Annotated in this window: 27 protein-coding genes, 3 tRNA genes and 2 pseudogenes; 3 read left to right on the top strand and 29 right to left on the bottom strand. The window is 34.4% G+C overall.

Translation table 11 applies throughout. The annotated features are described in order from the left end of the window. Positions 1 to 37: 37 nt before the first annotated feature. The 11 genes and pseudogenes from B6F84_RS10390 to B6F84_RS10345 all read right to left on the bottom strand — a co-directional run bounded on the left by B6F84_RS10390 (position 38) and on the right by B6F84_RS10345 (position 3,868). Complete coding sequence (locus tag B6F84_RS10390; protein WP_236748945.1) at positions 38 to 952, bottom strand: hypothetical protein; 915 nt, start codon at positions 950 to 952, stop codon at positions 38 to 40. A 37-nt stretch (positions 953 to 989) separates the two neighbouring features. Beyond that, complete coding sequence (locus B6F84_RS10385; RefSeq protein ID WP_148692172.1) at positions 990 to 1,352, bottom strand: hypothetical protein; 363 nt, start codon at positions 1,350 to 1,352, stop codon at positions 990 to 992. 10 nt (positions 1,353 to 1,362) lie between these two features. Continuing rightward, positions 1,363 to 1,746, bottom strand: coding sequence for a C2H2-type zinc finger protein (locus B6F84_RS10380; RefSeq protein WP_148692171.1), 384 nt, complete (start codon positions 1,744 to 1,746; stop codon positions 1,363 to 1,365). Further along, complete coding sequence (locus tag B6F84_RS14225; RefSeq protein ID WP_148692170.1) at positions 1,739 to 1,948, bottom strand: hypothetical protein; 210 nt, start codon at positions 1,946 to 1,948, stop codon at positions 1,739 to 1,741. Before B6F84_RS14225 ends, B6F84_RS10380 begins: the two co-directional genes overlap by 8 nt. Before the next feature lie 144 nt (positions 1,949 to 2,092). Next, positions 2,093 to 2,230, bottom strand: a complete 138-nt coding sequence (locus tag B6F84_RS10370) for a ribbon-helix-helix domain-containing protein (RefSeq protein ID WP_476692195.1) — start codon at positions 2,228 to 2,230, stop codon at positions 2,093 to 2,095. A 5-nt stretch (positions 2,231 to 2,235) separates the two neighbouring features. After that, entirely contained in the window at positions 2,236 to 2,439 is a 204-nt protein-coding gene (locus B6F84_RS10365; RefSeq protein WP_148692168.1) for a ribbon-helix-helix domain-containing protein, read from the bottom strand. Between the two features lie 6 nt (positions 2,440 to 2,445). Continuing rightward, positions 2,446 to 2,574 (bottom strand): annotated as a pseudogene (locus B6F84_RS10360) (ribbon-helix-helix protein, CopG family); the annotation flags it as partial. Next, positions 2,571 to 3,020 (bottom strand): STIV orfB116 family protein, encoded by a 450-nt coding sequence (locus B6F84_RS10355; RefSeq protein ID WP_148692166.1) that lies wholly within the window; start codon positions 3,018 to 3,020, stop codon positions 2,571 to 2,573. The pseudogene B6F84_RS10360 and the gene B6F84_RS10355, both read right to left, overlap by 4 nt. Then, on the bottom strand, positions 3,020 to 3,346 hold the full coding sequence (locus tag B6F84_RS10350) for a hypothetical protein (RefSeq protein ID WP_148692165.1): 327 nt from the start codon (positions 3,344 to 3,346) through the stop codon (positions 3,020 to 3,022). The genes B6F84_RS10355 and B6F84_RS10350 overlap by 1 nt, the downstream gene beginning before the upstream one ends. Positions 3,347 to 3,381: 35 nt before the next feature. After that, positions 3,382 to 3,558 carry a hypothetical protein gene (locus B6F84_RS13900; protein WP_187152680.1) on the bottom strand — a complete coding sequence of 59 codons (177 nt, stop codon included), beginning with the start codon at positions 3,556 to 3,558 and terminating at the stop codon, positions 3,382 to 3,384. Between the two features lie 10 nt (positions 3,559 to 3,568). Beyond that, the gene (locus B6F84_RS10345; protein WP_148692164.1) at positions 3,569 to 3,868 is read right to left on the bottom strand and encodes a hypothetical protein; all 300 of its coding nucleotides are present in this window, start codon (positions 3,866 to 3,868) and stop codon (positions 3,569 to 3,571) included. 111 nt (positions 3,869 to 3,979) lie between these two features. Here B6F84_RS10345 and B6F84_RS10340 point away from each other — a divergent pair, with 111 nt between their 5' ends. Continuing rightward, positions 3,980 to 4,270, top strand: a complete 291-nt coding sequence (locus tag B6F84_RS10340) for a MarR family winged helix-turn-helix transcriptional regulator (protein ID WP_148692163.1) — start codon at positions 3,980 to 3,982, stop codon at positions 4,268 to 4,270. 604 nt (positions 4,271 to 4,874) lie between these two features. Here the strand turns inward: B6F84_RS10340 and B6F84_RS10330 are convergent. Genes B6F84_RS10330 through B6F84_RS10310 form a run of 4 tightly spaced genes read right to left on the bottom strand, consistent with a single transcriptional unit; the run spans position 4,875 to position 8,748 of the window. Next, on the bottom strand, positions 4,875 to 5,219 hold the full coding sequence (locus tag B6F84_RS10330) for a hypothetical protein (protein ID WP_148692162.1): 345 nt from the start codon (positions 5,217 to 5,219) through the stop codon (positions 4,875 to 4,877). Further along, positions 5,206 to 6,804, bottom strand: coding sequence for a hypothetical protein (locus B6F84_RS14000; protein ID WP_222703207.1), 1,599 nt, complete (start codon positions 6,802 to 6,804; stop codon positions 5,206 to 5,208). The genes B6F84_RS10330 and B6F84_RS14000 overlap by 14 nt, the downstream gene beginning before the upstream one ends. Next, a complete protein-coding gene (locus tag B6F84_RS10315) occupies positions 6,785 to 8,275 on the bottom strand; it encodes a helicase C-terminal domain-containing protein (RefSeq protein ID WP_148692161.1) in 1,491 nt (496 codons plus the stop codon). The genes B6F84_RS14000 and B6F84_RS10315 overlap by 20 nt, the downstream gene beginning before the upstream one ends. A 23-nt stretch (positions 8,276 to 8,298) precedes the next feature. After that, complete coding sequence (locus tag B6F84_RS10310; RefSeq protein WP_148692160.1) at positions 8,299 to 8,748, bottom strand: hypothetical protein; 450 nt, start codon at positions 8,746 to 8,748, stop codon at positions 8,299 to 8,301. A gap of 316 nt (positions 8,749 to 9,064) precedes the next feature. Between B6F84_RS10310 and B6F84_RS10300 the strand changes: the two are divergent. Further along, positions 9,065 to 9,259 (top strand): annotated as a pseudogene (locus B6F84_RS10300) (putative integrase); the annotation flags it as partial. A gap of 28 nt (positions 9,260 to 9,287) precedes the next feature. Here B6F84_RS10300 and B6F84_RS10295 read toward each other — a convergent pair. From B6F84_RS10295 to B6F84_RS10285, 3 genes are all read right to left on the bottom strand, one after another. After that, positions 9,288 to 9,364, bottom strand: a tRNA-Gly gene (locus B6F84_RS10295). A gap of 402 nt (positions 9,365 to 9,766) precedes the next feature. Beyond that, a complete protein-coding gene (locus B6F84_RS10290) occupies positions 9,767 to 11,722 on the bottom strand; it encodes a GltB/FmdC/FwdC-like GXGXG domain-containing protein (RefSeq protein WP_148692158.1) in 1,956 nt (651 codons plus the stop codon). Beyond that, positions 11,716 to 13,860 carry an FMN-binding glutamate synthase family protein gene (locus B6F84_RS10285; protein WP_148692157.1) on the bottom strand — a complete coding sequence of 715 codons (2,145 nt, stop codon included), beginning with the start codon at positions 13,858 to 13,860 and terminating at the stop codon, positions 11,716 to 11,718. The genes B6F84_RS10290 and B6F84_RS10285 overlap by 7 nt, the downstream gene beginning before the upstream one ends. Before the next feature lie 636 nt (positions 13,861 to 14,496). Here B6F84_RS10285 and B6F84_RS10280 point away from each other — a divergent pair. After that, positions 14,497 to 14,585 (top strand) — tRNA-Ile (locus B6F84_RS10280). Between the two features lie 500 nt (positions 14,586 to 15,085). Here the strand turns inward: B6F84_RS10280 and B6F84_RS10275 are convergent. The 11 genes from B6F84_RS10275 to B6F84_RS10225 form a co-directional block, all read right to left on the bottom strand. Further along, positions 15,086 to 15,179: transfer RNA gene (locus B6F84_RS10275), tRNA-Arg, on the bottom strand. 48 nt (positions 15,180 to 15,227) lie between these two features. After that, a complete protein-coding gene (locus B6F84_RS10270) occupies positions 15,228 to 15,563 on the bottom strand; it encodes a transcription factor S (RefSeq protein WP_148692156.1) in 336 nt (111 codons plus the stop codon). A gap of 26 nt (positions 15,564 to 15,589) precedes the next feature. After that, positions 15,590 to 15,841, bottom strand: coding sequence for a DNA-directed RNA polymerase subunit M (locus B6F84_RS10265; RefSeq protein WP_148692155.1), 252 nt, complete (start codon positions 15,839 to 15,841; stop codon positions 15,590 to 15,592). Beyond that, positions 15,838 to 16,110, bottom strand: a complete 273-nt coding sequence (locus tag B6F84_RS10260; protein WP_148692154.1) for a DNA-directed RNA polymerase subunit L — start codon at positions 16,108 to 16,110, stop codon at positions 15,838 to 15,840. The genes B6F84_RS10265 and B6F84_RS10260 overlap by 4 nt, the downstream gene beginning before the upstream one ends. Further along, positions 16,100 to 16,666 (bottom strand): exosome complex RNA-binding protein Csl4, encoded by a 567-nt coding sequence (locus B6F84_RS10255; RefSeq protein WP_148692153.1) that lies wholly within the window; start codon positions 16,664 to 16,666, stop codon positions 16,100 to 16,102. Before B6F84_RS10255 ends, B6F84_RS10260 begins: the two co-directional genes overlap by 11 nt. Before the next feature lie 2 nt (positions 16,667 to 16,668). Then, entirely contained in the window at positions 16,669 to 17,664 is a 996-nt protein-coding gene (gene dph2, locus B6F84_RS10250; protein WP_148692152.1) for a diphthamide biosynthesis enzyme Dph2, read from the bottom strand. Beyond that, entirely contained in the window at positions 17,661 to 18,191 is a 531-nt protein-coding gene (locus B6F84_RS10245) for a 50S ribosomal protein L16 (RefSeq protein ID WP_148692151.1), read from the bottom strand. Before B6F84_RS10245 ends, dph2 begins: the two co-directional genes overlap by 4 nt. A 31-nt stretch (positions 18,192 to 18,222) precedes the next feature. Next, complete coding sequence (locus tag B6F84_RS10240) at positions 18,223 to 18,471, bottom strand: KEOPS complex subunit Pcc1 (RefSeq protein WP_148692150.1); 249 nt, start codon at positions 18,469 to 18,471, stop codon at positions 18,223 to 18,225. After that, on the bottom strand, positions 18,461 to 19,474 hold the full coding sequence (locus tag B6F84_RS10235) for an SSO0295 family DNA-binding domain-containing protein (protein WP_148692149.1): 1,014 nt from the start codon (positions 19,472 to 19,474) through the stop codon (positions 18,461 to 18,463). The genes B6F84_RS10240 and B6F84_RS10235 overlap by 11 nt, the downstream gene beginning before the upstream one ends. Then, on the bottom strand, positions 19,443 to 20,372 hold the full coding sequence (locus tag B6F84_RS10230) for a lysylphosphatidylglycerol synthase domain-containing protein (protein ID WP_148692148.1): 930 nt from the start codon (positions 20,370 to 20,372) through the stop codon (positions 19,443 to 19,445). The genes B6F84_RS10235 and B6F84_RS10230 overlap by 32 nt, the downstream gene beginning before the upstream one ends. Positions 20,373 to 20,379: 7 nt before the next feature. After that, positions 20,380 to 21,255 (bottom strand): HesA/MoeB/ThiF family protein, encoded by an 876-nt coding sequence (locus tag B6F84_RS10225; RefSeq protein WP_236748944.1) that lies wholly within the window; start codon positions 21,253 to 21,255, stop codon positions 20,380 to 20,382. Positions 21,256 to 21,281: the final 26 nt, after the last annotated feature.

Raw genomic sequence — 21,281 nt, 5'->3', positions numbered from 1 at the left:
ACGACAAGAAAAGAAGAAAAATAAAAAAATCTTTCCCTTATAGAGCTGTCGTAGTTATTCCTGAATAAGGATAGATGAATTTATATAAGTAATCCCATCCGCCAGCACTATTAGGCCATCCATTTACAATCTCAGCTTCAGCTGTGTTGCAGGGCGATGCTTCATCAAGATTGAAGACAACAGCATACATTGTAGTACCAGATGCTATATTACCGGGACCAACATATTGGCTACCATTTGGACCAACATAGTCAAACATAAAGTGTATCATACCGCCACGTATGTATGGCAACTCACTTAAGTAACCGCACGGCGAGAGAGGTGCTTCAACTATACTCATAGCCGAAGCTGTATCCGTAAATGGTATAGATACATACACAGATTTAGTCCAATAGCTTCCGTTTTCATAAAATGCGTAGAACTGAGCTAACGCTGTGCCATTGAAGAAATTCTCTAAGAACACATCTAGATAAGTGAATGGGCCAAAAGGTACAATAGCTTCAACAGAATGACACAGTTTGTTATTGAAAACTTCAACAAAATACTGTACTTTCAATAATCCGTTTGAATAAATAAATAAATCATACCCAGCTTGGACGAATGTAGTTTTTACTTCTGAGGTTGTGGCGGAAAGACCGGTCCCTATTTTTGCAGGGCTTAGTCCAACCCATATACCAATTACGTTAGGATTTGTGAAACCGGCATAAGCTAGTGATAGATTCCCAACATATATACTATCGGTAGCCCATGGTACCACTCCCCAAACTCTAAGGAAGCCAAAGTCGGCACTCCATTCGTCAGAGTAAGCAACACCAGCCCAATTTACACCATTGTAAGTACAGAGTATTGTGCTAGCCCCTAATTGATTCGCAGTTACTGCAAATGTGTTTAGAGAAACTAACGATAGTATGAATAGTGAGATCCCTATTAGTAGATATTTTTTCACTTGCATTGTTCTGGGAAAAGAAGATAGACTTTAAAAATGGCTACTAGAAGGGCGGTATTTTAAGCCAGATGAGGGCAGATGTATTAATTAAGTCAAAGAGGAATGAGAAAGCAATAAACGGTAGCAATGAAACCCATTTATACTTACTTACCTTCAATAGGTCGAAGAGCTTTGTATACCAATAAACTCCGGTGAAAAGAAGAAGCTTAAGCGAGATCAACATTAATACTGCTAAAACATACGAAACAGAGCCTTCATAATGATAAAGATAAAGCGACAAAAGGCAGTTCGTTTCAAATACTTGACCGTAATTCATCGCTCCGGGTATCGCATATATTGCGGATATTACAACATCATAAACGTTCAGTAGGATGAAGAGAATCCAAACTATTTTAAGGATTCTCATAATCTTCCACCTATTTCACGCAAATATTATGTTTTTTGCAAATATGGTCCAGCAAAGCTTCAGTTGATGTGAATTTTTTCCCGCAAATTTTGCATTCCTTCTCATGTTCCTGATAGCGGATATGCTGCTTTAATGCAAATAGACTACTAAAAGGTATCAAACAAAGAGGGCAGACATACGGACTGATTGTTTTTGAAATCAGTAGTTTGTAGATATAACCGGCTTCTTGTACTAATTCGGGGTTGTATATGATCGACTTAACAACCAACCTAATCATTTGTTTTGTTTCTCTGTCAAGTTGATGGTACCGTAACCATTCGTCTTCCGAAAGATGAAATGTTAAATGTTTAGGAGTATTCTTATTCTCATGTTTTTTGACATGAGATTCAACCATGTTTATTCGCCCACCTCACTCTCAATCTAATTCTGATATCATCTAAAGCAGGCACTCCTAGTGGATGTCCGCATCTCGGACACTTTCCACCAAGTAATGATATTATTTCTGATGGCATTCGCACGCCGTAAAAGTCCTGCCCTACTCTCTCAAATCTGTATAGTTCGTAGCCACAGTTCTTACAGATGTATCTTACCGGCATTGTTATTCACCTTCTTCAACGAGAACGGCGAAATGTAGAACTCAATTTCATCATCATGAATGTGAATTTGATGCACTCTCTGCAAATGCAGCTTAATGAGCTTCTTACGTTTGAAAATCTTCCCACACCTAAGACATTGATAGATCATAGTTCACTCGCCTCCTTTAATAGATAGTCGCGAATCGCTTGTCTAATGATATCGCTTCTTGTCAATCCTTGTTGTAACGCTAATTTGTCAATCCTTTCAAGATCATTGGAAGATATCATGAATGTCACCCTCATCATCCTCATAGCATCCCCTCCCTCTTTAGAAATTCGTAAATAGCTTTCCGAATAAGGTCGGACTTTGTCATCCCCAGTTGTTTCGCAATCTGATCGATTGCCTTCAATTCCTCTTCCGTTATCTTAAATGAAATAGTTTCCTGTTCTTTAAATGGGATCAGTTCATACTCAGTATCAGACAGCTTTCTAACTCTGAATAAGCTTTCCATCTATTTCACCTCACCCTTAACGAGGTCTTCTATCGCTTTCCTTATGACTTCCGACCTGGGCAACCCATGATTCATTGCGTATCTGTCTAGCAGCTCTAACAAATCTAAATCCGCTCTAAATGATACGACCTTCATTCCTCATCACCCTCTTCTTCCTCAGCAAGTTCTTCGTCTGCTTCCCTCATTAGATCGCTAATTTCGATCTTTAGCAGTTTTATCTTGCCCTCATTTAGTAATCTCTCTAGCTCTTCTGTCGAGAGTACCTTGCCTTCTTGCAACCTTAAGGAAACCTGGATCACATACAGCACGTTTTTCCAGCTTTCCAAGCTGTCGTCATCGGGGTCGGCAAATTCAAGATGAATCTCAATCCTATTAGGGGTTAAGTTCATATTGCATAACTGGTTTACGAGATCGATGGTAGATTGGTGGCCGATAGCATTCTTTACATTGCTCTTTATTTCATCACAGAACTCCTTAGTGCTTAATCTCTTGATGTATAGCCTATACCAAGCTTCATTGTCGTCTGGTAACATATTTAGACTGAAGGCATTGACGAGATACTTGCCCACAATTTTCGCCATCAGTCCATCACCTTCTCTACATCTACCTCGAACGTTAGGTTGCCGACCAGTAGCCACATCCTCACTTCGTCCCCGTAAATCCTGATCATGATTTCGCCATCCATTAGCTCCCTTTTTCCATATGTTATGTAGAATAATGCGTCCGCTTTGTACTCGCCCTTGTACAACGATTCCTTTAGCTTCCCTATGTATAGTGGTACAATTTCGAATATTGCATTTTTATACTCACTCTTTATTAGCCTCGAAATATCTTTATAATGTCTAACTTTTTCTAAAAAAGCTTTGAACAAATCTTGTGCATTAACGGTTTTTTGGGGTTGGGCCATCTTTTATCTCACCTCTATCTCTCATACATATGTGGTCATTGTTTCACCTCACCGCAAGCAAACTTAACGAGTTCTACGATTTCGTTAGCGTAAATTGCTGCTTTGGCATTGTCATCTTCCCTTATGGCCTCTTCAAATTTTGATAACAAAGTAGCAACCCTTTCCGGGACCTTTTCGGCCTGGATTTTTTGCTTATTTCTTCCGAAGAACATTCTCTCACCATCACATTATGAAGGATAGTAAGTTTGCTATATGCAACAGAATTTCCTTCTTTATTGCGTCCCTGCTTTCGTCGAATTCCGTTAATAGCAGTGCTCTGTACAACTTCCTTATCTTAGCTATCTCGTCGTCAAATATTGGATTCTCTGTTGACTTATTGTCAACTATCGTATCAGGGCCTACATCTATCTTAACGTGGACCATTTTTACATGGGGCAAATCCTCGAGATGTGTTCTAGTTACGGAAAAAAAGAAATCCGTTATAACTTCAATTTTTTCTTTTTGTTCTTGTGGGGCTTCCATTTCTGATCCTCTGTACATACTTTGTACTTTGTAGTATTTAAATATTACTCTGTACAAACTGTGTACAATAAACGTACAGCTCTTAATACTTTAGACTTCAAAGTATAAAGTATGAAAAGTAATTTCTTAACGAATCACGCTCTTGTAATTAGAGCAATATATTTGCACCAAGGTTGCAATGTCAATGAAGCACTAAAGTACTCTGGCCTCGCCCCGAACACATTCTATAAAGTTAAAGTTGAACTAGTAGAAGACGGCTTCGTAGAGGAGAAAGAGATACAAGAAGGGAAAATAAAAAAGAAAAAACTTTATTTAACGAATAAGGGCAAAGATGTAGCTCAGGGCCTACTTTGCTTGATGGACGCTTTGGAAAAAGCGGGTGAAGCCATAACGGAAGCATGAAATTCGGCTTGTTCCAACGTTTCATAAGACAAATCGATGAAACCCCTACGTAAATCATATTCAATGCTTTCAAATGCACTATGCCACTGGCGATACCACCAATCTTTTCTTGCTTTGTCGCAATATAGTTGTTTAGCCTTTCTCGCATATTTTATTGCCATCTTTATGTCGTCATTTTCTATAGCCTTTTTTATCAGCGTTATTAGCCCTAAAATCTTTGCAGTCTCTAGAGTTTGCGCCATTAAAATGTACTATTTTTTTGTATATTTAAACTGAATATATAGTAACACTTGGTAATATCAGTTTAATCCAGGATTAGATAATACCAATTGATCAATGAGTAATACTTTCTTGAAAAAATTAGTGAACACTGAGAAAAATTCGAATTTACTAGAATTATCTCCGGGAGACACTTTCTAGTAAAAATTAGTGAGCAACACAAAAAATTCGAACAATATCTCCGGAAGACAGTTGCTAGTAAAAATTAGTGACAGGTGAGAAAAATCCTATAAATGTTTACGACGAAGTTTTACATTTTTTCTCGGCGGTCACTAATTTTTACTTGAAACTGTCTTCCAGAGATAATTCTAGTAAATTCGAATTTTCATTTTTTTAAAGCAAATTTTAGTTTCAGTAACGTATCGATGTGCCGTAACTGATCCTCATCCAGTAATATCTCCTTACCGTTTTTGAACCTTATCACAAAATACGTACCGTCATCCAAATTATCAGCTACATCCTTCTCAACATCTATACTTCCCTGTATATCATCGCCGGTCTTCCGTATCCACCCTATAATTTCATAATCATCGTGAAACGGAATATAACGTAATAGCGGTGGATCTGTCGTTCTATCGATGTAAAGGAATGTGAGTTTGAGGCATTGTTCGGCTCTTTTAATATTGTATTCAGTTGCTGCTAACCCATCAAACTCTTTACAAGAACTCAATATACTCCTCCCCGTCTATCATTTTGTGATTTACTAGCCCCCTTTCTTCCGCCCACTTCAATACTTTATCCGCCAACTCATCACCCAATATTCCGTAGAATTCAGTGACGGAGAACTGTTTACCCTTTAAATCACCGTAAAGCCCCGCCATATTTCCCGCAAACTGCAGATCGCCGTTTTCATCCTTTTCCTCTTGGTAACCGCTTAAGACTAAGTCTATTACTTTCTGGCCGAACTCATTACGCTTCCATACAAGTCTGTTGCTCCTTCTGTCGTTATCTACCAATCCCTTCCTTGCCAAGTTGTATAGCCATCCTTTTGCAGTCTCCGTATCAACTCTTAAACGCTGAGCGATTATCTTTGTCTCCTCAAATTCAATACTTGTAGATTGCAACGCCTTCAGCTCTACGCTTGTCAACCCGACTGCCGACACTAAGAAGTAACGTAATAGCTTCTGAGAGAATAAACGATAAACCTCTTCATCTACTTGCTCTTTACCCAACAGAGACGCTAATATTTTCATAACTTTTAACCCTTGTTCGAAAACTCTGAATGCGTATTGATTGTATTCTTTTATCACGTCTCTAAATTTGTTTGCTATTTCCTGCGGTAGCTTGACGGAACGCGGAGTATAGTACATCCATGCGATAGCAAGATATTTAGTCACGACGTCGTAGGTGAAGGCATTGTCCCCTCTTTCTGCGATTTTATCATAAATCTTGTCCACATCACCCCTATTCTCCAGATCGATTGCAATGGTCAAGAAACGGCTCATTATTTGCGTTACCTGATCATCACTATAGTTTACGTTGACTGCAGTCGATACTACGGACGGCGGATAGTCTACAATCCCGTAGCTACTACCGAGTTTGTCATCTATCGATTTTGCCGTTAAATTCGCTAATCTGCCTTCAGTCATTAAGAGGCTGAGTTCTTTTAACGCCTCAACATCAATTGTCTCAACGATAAATAAGCATCTATTTTTCAGCAGTTTACCGTTATCTTCAAATGCCAGATAACTGAGTGCCTTCTTTGTAAGATTTGAAACCCATAGCGCAGCACCGTAACCCTCTTTCAGTGCAAACATATTGACAATACTTTTCACGGCTGAAGACTTTCCGGCACCGGCAGAACCCAACACCAGAACGCCTATCTTTGGTAGGCCCTCATAGAATGCAGATTTGATTGCTATAAGCGTAAGCAGTTTTACTTCTTCATCTCCTATATGCCATTGTTCACTTTCGCGCAAGAACCAGTTAATCGGATCTTTTTGTAACTCTTCCCACTCTTTCGGATAGTTTTCCATTATCCATTTCTGGATAGGTACTTCTTGCGTATTCTCTGCTAAAACTTGCCTAACGAAATCATCGAACTTTTCCTTCTCTCTTTTAATCGATGTACATTCTCCGCTTCTCTTGAAAGTTCCTTCCGTTATTGGATATTGTACTTCTTTGCCATCTTTCAAATAGCGGTAATTTGGTACAATGTAAACTATGCCATCATCAATTAAAGCGTAAGTCTCGTCGAGTGTCTCTACTTCGATATTAGCGTTTATACATTCACTTTCATAACTGTACTTCTTCACTTAGCCCCAACCTCGCGAACAGTGATCTAAAGCGTATGTCAAGGAAGTAAACTTCTGCCTTATCTTGCGGACCTCTTACAGCTCTTCCTATTGCCTGCCTCACAGTGATGTAAGCGATCTCGTTCATTAACTTCCACATCGTCTTTTGACCCCAAACCTTTGTAACGTAGTCTACAACGTCGCGGAAATAAGGGTCATTAGTCTGGGGGTATGGTAGATTAACAATTATCACTCTTCTAATCAGAGATCTGCCATTTTCTACGAATTCAACACCTTCAGTAATTTTACCTCTGGCGACAGCAACGATTAGACCGCGTTTTTTCACTTCATCTAATTTCGTTTTAGGCGTTTCGATATAATCAGCGACTCCTTTGAACCATTCGGCCATTTGATATGATGAAACAACTATAAGTGTTATTCCATCTTCAGCCTTTAATCTCTTAACGACTTCTACAGTTTTCTGAGTTAGTCCGTCGCGTTTACTAAAATTATAGTTTAGCTTCTCATCGTCGTAAAGATAATACTGAATATTTGGTTCAAACGGCTTAGCCGATATACGTTCATAATTTGACAAATGTAAAACGTTCTGTATGTAATCATCGCTAAACATTGTTCCGGACATCATAATCCATTGATACCCGTCTAACTTTCTAAGAAGATAAGAAGGATCGATCGGCTTCATCCTATACTTTTTATCGTCTCTGTAAATTCTCCAAATCTCTGGGTCATATTCTTTGAGTGCATCATATATTTCTTCTGTTTCTTCGCTTATATTGGTGGGCGGTATCGGTATTGTATTAATATCGCCGTCTAAGAATTTCTTAACTTCAATAAGATATTCACGTTCTGCACCATCTGTGTGTTTGATTAGTTTTAACAGTTCTTCCTTTGAAATGTTGAACTCTATGAAATCATTAAGGTTCATCAAGTTGTGGGCTTCATCAAATACAGCGATATGGTGTTTTACCGGCGCAAAGTTTAAGAAGAAGCCGACGTATGTGCTTAAATACATCTTAGCGTTTTGATTTATCTTCAATTCGAAATAAGGGCATTTTGATGCTTCTATGCAATATCTATAAATCCCTTTCTCTCTTAGTGCTTCATAATTTATTTCGTATGCATATTCTTCGCAATATTGTCTTACTCCTTTTTCGGTCCATGTACATTTACTTGTCTTATACTTAACTTTGTTACCTACTTTCACCTTTCTGTACGGTTTTCTGCATACTCTGGTTTTGCCGATTAAGCCAGCATAAGTTATATCGAGTTCTCTAGCTTCTCTCTCCCAAGGTTGATACTGTGATACTGTTCTTGTATTAACCATAAAATGATCATAAATCTGCAAAGCGTAAAGGGCTGTGAAAGTTTTTCCGCTTCCGGTCGGCATTTCAAGAATAACGTTTTTGCCGTTGTCGATAGCGTCTCTAATTTTGTTTGCTACCTCTAATTGATAAGAATAAGGAGTCTTCATAAAAAAACACCCTAAAAAAGATGTTATCCTTTTAGCTTGGGCTTAGGCTTTTCTTCTTCGTCATCAACAATTGATATTTCATCGAAGAATGCTTTGTTCTGTTTCTTCGTTACCTTAATGTATAATTTCGTGTCCTCTTTTATCTCTTTGTTTTGCCATGCGTCGTATAATATTTGAAATGCTTTTGGCGTTAGCTTCATTACTATTTTATCACCTAATTCATCGGCGTCGTACTTCTTTGGCTTTACAATTTCGTCGCCGTCTTCGGTTTTCGAAACGATTTTCTCAGTGGCACTCTCAAACTTACCCTTTAACGGCCTAACGATTACGCTATAGTCAACGATTTTCTTTACCGTTCCATCTTTTAGCGTGACTTCTCTTTCAATCTCCCTGGGCTGTGATAAGATTTTGACAATAACTTCGTCAAATGGCTTTACGATTGGGAGTGTTTCTCTCTTGTATAGGGGCTTCATGCGCTATTCACCTTCTGCATTCTTTCCTTTCTTTCCTTAACGATGTAACCTCTTGATATGGCTTCCATGATTAACTCTCTTGTGCCCTGACTTAGATCAACCCCTTCCGATTTGCAGAGGGTTGAAAAAAGATCTTTCAGCTTTTTATCGAGTTTTACAGTTATGTGGGTCTCAGACATTTTTCTCAGTATAAACTTTGTACTTTGTAGTATTTAAGCATTACTCTGTACAAACTTTGTATTACATACTATTTGCCGTTTTCTTTCAGTTCTACGTTTTTTGACGGCAAAAACTAACGGGTTGCCAGAGCTTTTAAATGCGTATTGGCAATCATAATACGGGCGTAAAAATGGCGAAAGATAAGACGCGTTATAAATATGGCGACATAATTATACGTGAGAGAAAAGGGCGGTATTATGTCTATAAATTGGAAACGATAAACGGTGAGACGAAGGAAACTTACGTCGGACCTTTAATTGACGTAGTTGAAACATATCTAAAACTGAAAGAAAATGGGGGTGTGGGGGTATCCCTCACAATGCGGCCGCCGGGATTCGAACCCGGGATCTCAGGCTTGGAGGGCCCGCGTCCTAAATCCAGGCTAGACTACGACCGCAAGAGACAATTTATACTTCATAAATTTATATTTTTCGTCTAATCAAAAACATATATAGCACTTTATATAGTCATAGGAGTTTGGCTATATCTTTAGAAATTATATAATAAATTTTAACTTATATATCATATATACGTGATAGTATGAGCCTGTGTAGGTTGTCATTTCTATATGAATCCTTTATGTAGACTAGGTGGTTTTTTGTCGGTAGTTATGTTGTTATTATATTCCGTTGCTAAATAGGTTGTTGATTTCTATTTTATAGAAATTGTTTATGTAAAAAGAAGAATGTATATTAAATAATTAAATGCTATAAGAATGTTAATTTATGTTAATAAACAATGAATTAACTTTTACAATTAATTCTATTACTATATTTCCAAATGAAAGTGATAAAATTTCTCAGTCTCTATAGATTATGCTATATTTTTCTTTTAGTAACTCTAGATATTTTCCTCCTATATCATTCTCATAAAGTTTGATCACTGGTTCTAGTTCCTTAAATTCTTCTTCTGTTAATTCTCTATATTCATAGTTTGGTATACCAACTTTTTCTTCAAATAATCTTTTAGCATATTCTTTAGCTTCTCCTTTTAGTTTTTCCATAACTTCAATATAAGACTTCCCTTTCAATTCTTCATATTCTTCATTTGAAATCATTTCGTCTAAATATAATGCTCTAAGAAATCTTTCCATTTCATATTTGTTTGGTTGCAATCCAATTTTTCCACTATTAACCTTACCCCTTATATATATCTTGCCTCTAACCATTCCAGTTCCGATAAAATTTCCTACTGGCTCTCCATTTATTCCATTTCCGAATATTACTATTGTACCACCAGCCATATATTCGCCGAGATAATCATCAGCCATCCCGCCTACTATTAAATAGGGCTTCTTATCCTTATATTCTCTCATTTGAATACCAACTCTATTACCTACATTTCCTTTTACAAATATGTAACCAGCTTGAAACGCTTGACCTAAAACATCTCTAGCATCACCCTTAATAACAACTTTACCTCCTTGCATAGTATCGCAACAATCATCAGCTACGTTTCCATAAACATAAAACTCATTATTTTCATTCAAATTTGCCATAGAATTTCCGACAACACCATATAGGTTTAGTCTAACATTAGCTCTTGGAAAACTTATACCTATAAACCTGTGGCCTAATACATTTACAATTGTTATCTCTCTCTTATTCTTTTCTTTAATTATCTCCATAATTTTTTTATTAAGATCTTTATATCCAATATTTCTTGCATCTATATCATAATTGTTTGTATGAAAACTTGGAATAGAGAAGCTAGAAATTCTGCTAGTTTCTCTTCCGTATCGTATAACTCCTCTCTTCAAAGAAGCTATAAAATATTCTCCGGGCTCTAAAGTCCATACTTTTGCTGAAGGGTTCATTAACCTTATTTGATTTTCCTCGCTAGCTATATAATAATAATTATCGTCTTCTCCAATTAAAACTGGTCTAAACTTAGATCTATCAGCTATTCCAACCATGTACAGATCAGTTTTGGAATCGTATCCTATTATTGCAGTAAATGGTCCATCTAATCTAGCATTTCTATAAATGTAATCTTTTTCAAAATTTAATTCATTAAACCTTCTAGAAGGATTAGCAATAATTTTAGTTACCTCTTCTATACTAAGACCTTCACTTAACAATTCCTCGAATAAGAAAGCCATTACTTCACTATCAGTTCCAACGAATCCTCCCCATCCTCTAGACTGTAAAAATTCAACATTAGCTCCAAAAGAACTAACATCCCCATTATGAACAATAGCTATATCAAATGAAGAAAAAGGATGAGACCAATAAGGATAATGACCTGGAGAATTAGTAGGTTGCCTTGTATGAGCTAACCACATATCTCCTTCAATTTCATGAATATTATATTCTTTAGCTATATCTTTAGGATATCCTACGCCTTTAAACACAGATAAAGACTTTCCAACACTATAAATTCTCCCTCTTCTATTATCCCATAGAAGTTCATTAACATTCCTTACAACTTTCTTCAAATTAGCAACATTCCCTATAGAAACCTCAAAATTACAATCACAAATATCACCTACATATTTCTCATTCTCATTAACTATTCTTAACCCTTGATTTTCTAGAAAATTCTTTATCTCTTCAGAATCTCCAGTATAGAAAGCTTTTATGAAATAATAATTATTTTCAGATAAATTAAATACTGCATATCCAGCTCCTTTATCACTACCCCTATAACTTATAATATCTATAGCATTAACAATATCCTTACCTTTTATTTTAGGCGCATTAGCCTTTCTTAATACACCTAAAACACCACAACCAGACGGATAATAAATCATAATGAACCAGCCTCCTTAACTCTTAATCTCCTAGCTATATACGAATTCATATTAACAGCCCTAAGTAACTCCCTGTTTCCAGTTAACGTAGACTGAACACTATAAACTCCAGCAGCTCCTGCCATTAAAGCAATCTCCTTCTTCATTCCAGAAATAAGATTAAATGCTCTCTCTTTCAGATTACCTTTACTTCCTTCTCCAATGGCAATTTCCAAAATCTTATAAGGTAAAATTACAGCATCAGAACCTAATGCAACTAACTTAAATACATCCGCTGAATCTCTCAGCCTAGAAGATTTGGCAATAATATCATAATTATTTCTTATCCCTGCATCTTTCAATTTAGTATCAATATCAGAAACAACTAATTCAAGATCCTCATCAGAAGAATCTTCATCTACTATAAACCCTTGAATACCCTTATAATTTAACATCTCTTCTGCCTCTTTTTCAGATGTTATAATCAAATACTTACCTTCTTCTGCCTTCTTACTCCAGCTTAATCTACCTTTACCATCAGAAGTAAAACTAATTTCACCATATTTAGTAATTGTTATTTCTGAAAATATCATAGAGCCTAAAGCAAAAGAAGCCCATCCAAATGCATTAGCATATTCCTCATTAGCATTACTTATATCGAAAATTACGGGAAGAGATAAGTAAACTCTTCCTTTATTTAATAGGAAACTTGTATCTATATCTTCTCTATAAGGATCTATTGGAGGCCTAGTTACTTGTGCACCATCAGATCTTAACCAATCTATAATTCTAGCCGGTTTTTCAACATCAGGAGGAGAAACACTGCCCATACTAGTTATAGGAGGCTCGCCTTTATTCATTAGCTCATGAAGATGAAATCTTCTCCTCTTATTCCATAATTCTCCAAGTTTAGGATTATACTCTTCCACTTCACCTTTTATCTTCAAAATATCTAAAACATCTCTAGGTAATCCATTAGCATAAAGTAAATCTCTCCTACCTTTAAGCTCTTTAATTGATTTCAAATTCAAATTATCTAAGATATTAGCTAACTCTAAAGAGAAACCTCTAACAAAATTACTTAATGTTTTAACTCCAAATTCAATATCTATACTCCTTGTTCCATCTATCTTATTAGTCAAAGCAGTAGGGCAAGATCCAATATGACACTTATGAACCATAACACATCCCATAGCGACTAAAGCAGCAGTACCCACACTAACAACATCAGCTCCTAAAGCAATTAACTTAGCAGCATCAGTAGCATCTGCAACTCTTCCAGCAGCTATTATAGTAAACTTCTCTCTCATACCTTCCTCCCTCAATACTGAATCAGCAGAAGCAATAGCTAATTCGATAGGAATACCTAAATTATCCCTAATTACTTCTGGAGTAGCACCAGTACCTGCACCATGGCCATCTATAATTATTCCATCTGCTCCCATCCTGGCTACTCCAGCAGCTATATAAGGAATATAATTAGTAGCTGCGACTTTAACAAATACAGGCTTACCAGTAGCTTCCTTTAATGCCTCAATTCTTTGGCCTAAGTCTTCTATAGAATAAATATCATGATGTGGAGCAGGAGAAATTGCATCTATACCTATTGGTATCCTTCTAGTTTTAGAAATTGCATCAGTAACCTTGCTCCCAGGTAAGTGACCTCCAATACCCGGCTTAGCTCCCTGGCCAATTTTTATGACAACACCCAGTCCTGAATTTAAAACATCTATATCAACACCAAATCTAGCCGAAGCCCATTGAACAAAAATCCTCTTATGCTTGGCAACTTCTGGATGAAGGCCACCTTCTCCAGTTCCAGCTAACGTATTAGTCAAATCTGCAACTTCAGCTATTATAATATTAGGTATACCACTTAAAGCTCCATACGACATATCTCCTAAATACAAAGGAGAAGACATCGTTATGTTAGAAAAAGATATTTCAGTACTTGCAGAAGGCTCCATAACAATCTTTGGATCTTTTTCCCTCATATATGGAAACTCTATTCTGTCTAATACTCTAAGACTATCCCTTTTTTCAAATATCTTAAACGGTTTGCCGGTTAATGCAAGTTGTCTGATATGATTCAATTTATCTACAGTCCAAAATTCTGAATCTGTTTGTTTTGGTAACGGTAGGTAATTTTTGATTATAAGCAAAGCGATCGCGAAAATAATCTATGTTAAATTATTATATATGTGTTTATGAAGATTATCAAGGTATTCTTCATTACGAGTTATCGTAATATATAGTAAGAATAAACGTAATATAAAGTTTAAATCTAAAACTATTAATTACATATTTAGGTAGTTTAGACTCAATTCCAATTTAAGTTTAAATATATTTTAAATAATAACGATATATAGTAAACAATGATAAGAAGAATCAGGTAAACATAAAACATGTATATGAAAAAAATAAAGTTAGAAAAAATTCACATGTACAACTACATAATTATGTAGTTGGAGCAATGTTAAACAAATATTCCTTTAACAGAAATGGGGGTTAAGGGGCCGGAAGTCTCTATCCGTAAGCTCCAGGTTGAGTTCGGCCTCACCCTGATCGGGTTTGTATAAGTCAAACCCGACTAATATGTTTTATATGAGGCTGAGTAGTCACTGAGTGTTCATTAGCTAACTTATAAATTACATTATTTTATTTATTCTATTTTCTAAATTACTTATTTTAGAAGAATATAGATAAGAAGAGTAAAGCTATATCACTCTCATTCTTACGACAATTATCTCAGAGTATTAATAGATAAGTTTAAATCAAATTACGTTATAAAGATGAATGGGCCCGTAGCTTAGCATGGTTATAGCGCCCGGCTGATAATCCCTAATTAGAAACCGGGAGGTCGGGGGTTCAAATCCCCCCGGGCCCACAATAAACGTTTATCAACATAAATTAACATCTTTATAACATCTAATTATTTGGCACTATTCTTCTTTTATACTTAATAAGCAATTACTATCACATAAGAAATCATAGTACACTTAAATTGTTTGAAAAGATTATAAACGAATATATGTCTAAGAAATAATATAATATATGTCTGTAGTCCTACAGCAGAGACTCACCATCCTCAGGACTAAAAGGATTAAAAATAGCAGGTGAAATAATAAAGCTATCTGGAGATATCAATCACAAATATAATCCGCAGAAGAAACAGTATCAGAATATTTATACCAGATCCATTAAGAGGAGCTAAATCTCAATCAGTATGTCCAAATTAGAGAAATTGTAAGTCTAACGTTAAAATACTCAGTTTATTCAATACTGATATTATCATATATAGTAAAAGAAACCTCAATATCGTTCTTTAGTGAAAAATTTGAAAACATAAACAACCATAAGATAAAATATTAACAATTGTTTTGAGCGTGGCGGGCCCGGTGGGATTCGAACCCACGACCACCGACTAGCTCCGGCCTCGCCTTAGAAGGCCGGCGCTCTATCCTGGCTGAGCTACGGGTCCACGCTATTCTAAAATACTTCTATGGAAAATAAGTTTAATGTTAGCTTTTTACTCGTATTCTCTCCATACTTTTCCGCATTTTGCACATTTATAAAATCTAGTTGCTGGTTCATCTGCACTTCTGGTTTGGAGGATCCAGAAGTATGCTTCGTCGTTCTTACAATTAGGGCAAACTACTCCTTTGATTTTTTGAGCTCCTTGAGGTACTTCTGCGTCGTTTTCTAATACAAGGATTTTTTCTGTTTCTTTATGTTTTATTTTTGTAGTTATTACTTCTGATGCTTTTGCTTCTTCTTCGTATCCGCATTTCATGCATTTATATACGCTTTTTCCATTAATTTTTCTTGGAACCATCATAGAATTGCATTTTGGACAGAACTTCATGTAATATCGCCCGACAATACACTAAGTTAAGATTTTATTTTATTTATTTTTTGCGATAGCTTATCAAGTATGTTTTGGCAAATACTTTTTAGTAATGGATCTTCATCAAATGTGTTTACTTCATTATAAATAGAAGAAGTTTTAAAAGAATTTATCAATTTATCTTTATTTTTGTCTAAAAATAGGTGTTCTAAAAATTGGCCTCTAAACACGCATATACCGTATAAAAAATCTGATTGTGTTATAATTGCAGTTCTTTTTTCTTTTTTGTTTGTCATATCTTTTTGAGCTCTTCAATGAAATTATTTGTATAGTTTTCAGCTTTTTCTATAGCTTCTTTTACTGCGTCTAGTGGTTTTGTTTCGCCATTTGTCATGATTTTTAATACTATTGATTGTATTAGTGGATGTGGTTGATAATATGAAGCGTATACTACACCGTTTATGTTTCTTAATATTTCTGCCAGTAGGTTCCCTAAAGTATGATCTTCTCCATCTATTTGTATTTCTAGGTAAGTATCTGTGGATTTTAATAGTTTAATTTGCAAGTTTTTTCACCATGTAATTTCCTATTTTTCTCTGTTCTATATTACCGCAGTTTGGACATTTTAAATGTTCTTCGTCGGCTTTAATTAGTAGATGTCCGCAGATTGAGCATGTAGCGATTATTACTCCAAGATCTTTTCCTTTTAATGTTAAGAAAACTGGTGTTGTGTATGTTATTGGTTTAGCTCTTATTATATCTCCAGTTCTTATTGCGTCAGTTATGGTTTTGATGTATTTGTTAGCAGTTTGAGATACGTGTAATATTCCTGAGATTGGGGAGATGAATGTTTCTTCAATGGAGCTTATTGTAATATTTGCTGTTTCTTCTTTTATTGATGTTACTATGCCATAAACGTATTTAGCTTTTTTTAAACTGGTGAAAAGTGTCTTTTTTGATGGTAAGACGTTGCTTCTTCTGCTTATCATATCATAAAATACTTTGCCTGCTAACGCTGCTCTTATATTTCCGTTTTCCTCATATGATCCTTCACCAGCTGAAAACTCTTCTTCTACAGCTAGTAATGTCCCTGGACAGATTAGATCGCCTTGGGGTAGCATTTTTACCACGGAAATATATAAGGCTCGAGTTTATTATTTATAACCATTTTTGCTTCTCCGGGAGTTAGAACTGGTTTTTCATAGTTATATAAGTCGTCTGTAGGCAATCTGGGGCATGAAGTTACTATATATGCATCTATATAACTTCTATCTATATTTCTTAATGCTTCTATATTAAGTACTTTATTACTTACTATAAATACGCTATATCCTTTTTCTTTTAATTTTTTCTCAAAGTATTTTACCATTAGTGGTCTATTTTGTCCTACTTTGATTCCTTGAATTATAACCCAGTTTTTTGCATCTAATGCGTCTAATATCTTAGAGTAACGTATTTTAAGTATTTTGTTTATTTCATTAGTTAGGTCTGTTGCATTATTGGAATAGGGATCTATGTTAATTACAGGTTTTCCTGTGTATAATCCTATTCCTATTGCGTGAAATTCACCACCTGAGATATTTACGTGAAGATCTACATCTTTTGGTATTGCTTTATAATCGCAACCTAGTATTTGTCCATCTTTCATGAATGGGTTTGACGCTTTTCCTATTTCTACTTCATATTCAGAGAAATAGTGTTTGATTTTTTGTAGTAAGTTTGTATGCTGGATTGTAGCTGATAATGATATTTTTCTAGGAGAATATTTTACTATTAGATCTTTAGTTTTATTTATTAATTCTTCGTTGATACTTATGTTGCTTTCTGTTGGTATGAATACTGTAGGAAATTTTGGGTAATACCACGTATATGGTGTGTGTCCAAAATGTATTATTAGGTCTGCGTTTAATATGTTAGCTTCATCTTCTGCTATATCGCATGCTCCCCAACTTGGTTCTCCAGAAATGATAAATTCTGTTTCTGGTAATCTTTTTTCTAAATTAGTAACTATTTCTGTAGAAAAATATTTTAATCCTTCAGGAAATTGTAATATAACTTTTTTAGCATTTCTTTTTTGTATTTCCTCTGCTACATGATCTATGTTAAAAAAATAATTCACTGAGTTTTTGCCTCCGCCTTTAGGGGAGAGATTTGTATTGTAGTATCGAGAGGAAGTTTTTTAGATGCTACTTCTAGTGCTTCTTTTGCTGCTGCTAAGAAATCTTTCTTTACTTTAAGGCTCATTAGTACATCTCCTTGTTTTACTATTCTTACTGCTGTACCTATTGGTTTTCCAAAGGATAATCTCATTCCATCTTGAAGTCTATCCGCTCCTGCGAATGCCATCATTTTGTTTTCTCTTAATACGTGATGTGGATATTTTAGAACCCATAGGAAGAAGTCAGTTTCATTGCCTACTGCTTTTGTGATGTGTTTTAATGCTAATTCTCTAGAGGCTTCTAATGCATTGTGTCTTATTTGGCCTATTTGTTTGACTATTAGTTTTACTTCATAATCATAGTCTTTGTTTGGATCTCCCATAGTAAATTTATTTATTTTTGGTCCAGGTACACCTGGTATGTATTCTTTTCTTGTGTAAGCTGGACCAGAGAAGTGTCTATAGCATTTTCCGGGTCTAAGTGGCATGAAAATAAATTAAATGTTGGGGATATTTAAGCTATCTATTCTTTTGAAGTAGTTTATCTAGTAAAGTTATTTGTTCTAATATTTCATCTGCGGTATTTCTTAGCGTTAAGATTGATTTTGATGATGAGACTTCAATTGAAATTTCTATTGTTATTTGTGTATTTGTATATGTCATTGATAGAGTCATATCTTTTGGTATATTTACATTATCTATCTTTATACTTTCTGTTATTTCTTTAGCGTTTGGTGTATCAACGACTATTTTTAGATTAGCTTTCAATTTCTATCAAGCCTTCTTCTGTAGTATTAGTAAAAAATCTTGATGTGTATTCTTTTCCGTTTTTCTTTATTGCTATGGGTTTATCCTTTTTTATATTCTGCTGTAATAAAATTATTTGTAATAATTTAGGTGAGTCTAAATTACTATCTACAATATAGTATTTTTTGTTTTCTTCAATTATTGATATGTTAAATCCTTTTGTTATTTTTTCTCTCATTTTTTCTCTCATTGAATCTATTATTGAAGGATTTAGTGTAAAGTTTATAATTGATTTTGAACCTATTGTATCTAAAAAATATATTATTACGAAAGCTAATTCTAAAGAATCATAGTTTAGATAAAATATTCTATCAGTTATTATATCGTCTCTACTAATTTTTGGGTTTATTTTCATTATTAGACTTGTTATTTTGAAGAGTAGTGTGTTTAGTTGTCCTTCGCTTAATTCGTTTAATTTAGCTAATTCGTTTATCCCTAATTCTGTTACTGTTTTTATTGAGTTTTCTCTATTGCCTGTTATGTCCGGTATGAAAGGATCAAATGATTCCATTAAGGATAAGAATAGTGGCAAATCAGTGTATCCGGGTATTTTTAGATTTTTTTCAACTTTTACGCCTAAATTAGTCATATTATTGAAGAGCTGGAGTTCCCAGTCAGTGTAATTCCTTCTTGATAATATGCAGTCAGATGTTATTCCAGATATTATTGGTAATATGTCTTCAGTTGTTACTGGTAATATAGAGGTAAATGATGAGTTACCAATAAAAATTTCATTATTAAGGACTTTTATTGATTTACCCGAAGTATCAATTTTTAACTCAATTTGACAATCATTTGAATACGATATTCCAAAATTTTTTTCAGTATATTTTAATAGAAGTGATGCGAAAATTATAGAATCTGGAGTATAAGGAATTTTAATACAGAATTCTTCTTTTTTGTTTAATGTTTCTACTAGTTTTTTTGCTTCTTCAGGATTTGGAGTCTTGATAAAACTTTCCATATTCTCTGATCTTTTTCATTTCTTTTTTAAGTTCGCTAATATTTATTTCTCCAATAAAGATGTAACCTAAAGAGTAACAAACATATTCTAGAATTACTATGTCAAATACGTAAGTTGATGGTAAGAGTATTGCTAAAGCTAATTCTGATACTCCAGACGCACCAGGAATAGGAAATAGTGTAGCTACAAAATAACTCATTGTAACTAAAATATCATAGAAATAATTATGTACTAAAGGAAATATTCCTGCGCTCAATACTAAATATCCTGCTATTGTTAAAGCGAAATAGTAAATAATGTTTATATCACTTATATTATTTTTTATTGCATCTTTTCCTTTTAATAATACGAAGTAATATTGATCAAATTTAGCTAATCTTAATATGCTTTTTTCAATTCCTATATGTCGTCCTGCCGTGGAATATACGTAAGCCATACCTATTCCCCATCCTGCTATATTTCCTATAGCTACAAGTATATACAAAAATTCTATTGCATAAAATTTTAAAGGCAGAATTGCTAGGAATATTATGCTTCCTGCTATTACATCAAAAGATGCTTCCGCTACTGATAAGCTAAATGCGTCTATGAGTTCCTTATTTTCTCTATTGTAAACTATAGCTCTTGTTAATTCTTGTCCGGCCCAACCTGGAACTAATAAACCTACTGCGTTACCTAAAAGTCTAGCTTTATAAGCATTAGCTAAGGACACTTTTACTATTTTACTATCTCTTATTGCTATAAATAAGATTTGAAATAAATAACTTGCTATAAAACTTAAGATTACTATAATATTAATCTTTTCTAATGAGAGTATTATATTAACATGAAACAATATTGAATAAAGGAACAGCACTAGAATTGGCAAAGATGCTGATAATAATGTTTTCCAATTCATTACATACTCACGCTATTTTTTTCTTATAACACTTTTGGCCATAGCAAAGTATATAACTCTCTTCGTTTTTGAATATCTGTATTTCATTTGAGGAAAAAATTAGTTTCTCATTGTTTTGTTTTTTATGTCTACTTAATCCGCAAGATATTGGTGGTTTTTCGTTAAGATATTTGTATTTATGATATGAGCATGCTTCGCATTCTGGATTTTTTTCAATCTTTATTTTATCTATATTTAGATTTTTGAAATCAAACAAAATAAGGTTATTATCTATTTCTCCTCTAAGGTAATTTATAAATAATTGGATTTGAATGCTTGCCATTATTGATGGTACTATTGTAGTAGTTCCAATTACATTACATGAATCTTGAGTATCATAAGGTTGTAAAAAACATGATAAGCAAGAAGTTTTGTTTGGCACTACTATTTTTGCTGATCCATACTCTCCAGATATTCCAGCATAAATTAATGGAATATTATTTTTTATACATGCATCATTTAGAATTAATCTATAATATATATTGTCTAATCCATCAAATACTACATCGTGATTTTTTACAATCTCCTCTGCATTAGAATTATCTATAATGTCTTCAATAGCGTTAATTTTTGTATCTGAATTAATTTTATTTAGATAATCTTTACATACTATTACTTTTGGTCTCATAATATCTTTTTCAGTAAAAATGTGGGTTCTATGTAAATTGCTTAGTTCTACAACATCTGCATCTACAATAGTAATTTCTTTAACACCTAATCTAACTAAAAATTCTGCAAGAGCACTTCCTAAAGCTCCGCATCCAGCTACAAGAACCTTTGATTCCATGATTTTTTGCTGGACATCTATCCCTAGAGTAAGTAATTGTCTAGAAAATCTTTCCATATATAATAATGAAGACTTATAAAATA

Source organism: Acidianus manzaensis (genome assembly GCF_002116695.1).
Lineage (GTDB): Archaea > Thermoproteota > Thermoprotei_A > Sulfolobales > Sulfolobaceae > Acidianus > Acidianus manzaensis.
The sequence above is the reverse complement of the archived record's forward strand: the minus strand, read 5'-3'. Positions and strand labels throughout refer to the sequence as shown.